The 1,929-nt window shown below is 55.0% G+C and carries 3 protein-coding genes; 2 read left to right on the top strand and 1 reads right to left on the bottom strand.

Translation table 11 applies throughout. The features are described from left to right. Positions 1–1,057 (top strand): ATP-dependent nuclease (locus PARHAE_RS20530; protein ID WP_164555345.1); only part of this gene is annotated, 1,057 nt, incomplete at its 5' end. A 66-nt stretch (positions 1,058–1,123) separates the two neighbouring features. On the opposite strand, the gene ndk is transcribed toward PARHAE_RS20530, so the two are convergent. Next, positions 1,124–1,546, bottom strand: a complete 423-nt coding sequence (gene ndk / locus PARHAE_RS20525; protein WP_126156352.1) for a nucleoside-diphosphate kinase — start codon at positions 1,544–1,546, stop codon at positions 1,124–1,126. A 128-nt stretch (positions 1,547–1,674) separates the two neighbouring features. Between ndk and PARHAE_RS20520 the strand changes: the two genes are divergently transcribed. After that, positions 1,675–1,929 (top strand): hypothetical protein (locus PARHAE_RS20520; protein ID WP_164555344.1); only part of this gene is annotated, 255 nt, incomplete at its 3' end.

Below are 1,929 nucleotides of genomic sequence, written 5' to 3'. Positions count from 1 at the left end.
GTCGGTCAACGTCGTGCGGATCAAGGTTGCCTCCCATTTGGCAGCCTTGAATCAGCCAGCGATCAGTTTGGAAATCCTCAAACGTCAACACGCCCTAGTCCATATAGACAACAAAGTTCTTCCACTTGCCGCACTTGGCACCGGTATCCACGAGGTTATAATCCTAGCAGCCTTTTGCACGATAAACGATAGAAGCATAATGTGCATAGAGGAACCCGAAATTCACCTTCATCCGTTACTTCAGAGGAAGCTAATAAGCTATCTTGTTAGTGAAACTAGCAGCCAGTATTTCATTTCAACTCATTCTTCATCCTTCATGGATACAGCTAACGCCACCATATTTCGGGTCACAAATGATGGCGAACAGACCAGAGTGCAGGCAGTTGTAACTAAAGACCATCAAAGATCTTTGCTTGATGATCTTGGCTATCACGCGTCAGATCTTTTACAAACTAATATGGTCATCTGGGTGGAAGGGCCATCAGACAGAATTTACGTTAATCATTGGATCAATGCCATAGATGATCGATTGATAGAGGGTATCCATTACACAATCATGTTCTACGGCGGGGCTTTGATTCGCCATCTAACCGCATCGGATGATGCCCTTAAGGATTTTATAAGCTTGAGAAGCTTAAACAGGAATATGGCGGTTATTTTGGATAGTGACAAAGCAGATGAACACTCTCCTTTGAAGCCCCATGCTCAAAGATTATCGGAAGAAATTTGCAGTAGCAATGGTATGGTGTGGGTGACTGCAGGCAGAGAGATAGAAAATTATGTGGATGGAGCCAAGCTACAAGACGCTCTCAAAAAATTGCACAGCAAGATCTACCGGTCACCGGCAAAAACTGGAATCTTTGATCATGCATTCTACTTTTATCGCGATAATCCCGAAAAAAAAGATAGCCGCCTTCTCTATAAGGATGCCGACAAAGTGGGAGCCGCCAATCTTATTTGCGAAGATGAGGCCAATGTGGAGAGGTTAGATCTTAGGGAGAGGCTCGTTGAGCTAACTCACATGATTTGCCAAGCGAATAGCTTGAATCCACGATAACAGGTCGGCTAAAGAAAAAGGGGCCACCCGGCCCCTCCCCTTCCTTCGCCTAAGCCTCTCAGCCCCTCACCCGACCAATTCCAACCCCGAGAAGAAGAACGCGATCTCCTCCTTCGCCGTCTCGGGCGCGTCCGAACCGTGGACCGAGTTCTCGCCCACGGACAGCGCGAATTCCTTGCGGATCGTGCCTTCGTCGGCCTGGGCGGGGTTGGTCGCGCCCATCACCTCGCGGTTTTTCGCAATGGCGTTCTCGCCCTCCAGCACCTGCACGACGACGGGTTCGGAGGCCATGAATTCCACCAGCTCGCCATAGAAAGGGCGGTCCTTGTGGACTTCGTAGAACTTGCCCGCCTGCTCGGCCGACAGCTTGATGCGCTTCTGCGCGACGATGCGCAGGCCCGCATCCTCGAACTTGGCGTTGATCTTGCCGGTCAGGTTGCGGCGGGTGGCGTCGGGCTTGATGATGGAAAGCGTGCGTTCGATGGCCATGGGGCGTCCCTTTGCTGTGGCAGGCGGGCCAGCCCCGCCCGATGCTGAAATCCGCGCCCGGTTATCAGGGATGGCATCTCGCGGCAAGCCGGGGGCATGATGGGCGCGAACCACGGAAAGGCGCGCGCATGACCGACATCCCCCTGTCCCCCCGGCCCCGGCTGCGGCCCGGTCCCATCGCGGCCGTCTTTGCCACGGTGCTGCTGCTGGCGGCGGCCTGGCAATGGTCGACCGTGCTGCTGCTGGGCTTCGCCGCTATCCTGATCGCCATCGCCCTGCGCGGCGGCGCGTCGGCGCTGAACCGGCTGACCGGCATCGGCTTCAAGCCGGGGGTGCTGCTGACCGCCCTGGCGGCGGCGCTGGCGGTGGCGGGGGTGGTGGCC

This window comes from Paracoccus haematequi (assembly GCF_900631945.1).
Classification (GTDB): Bacteria; Pseudomonadota; Alphaproteobacteria; order Rhodobacterales; family Rhodobacteraceae; genus Paracoccus; species Paracoccus haematequi_A.
Note: the sequence above shows the minus strand (reverse complement) of the source record. Positions and strands in the feature narration are given on the sequence as shown.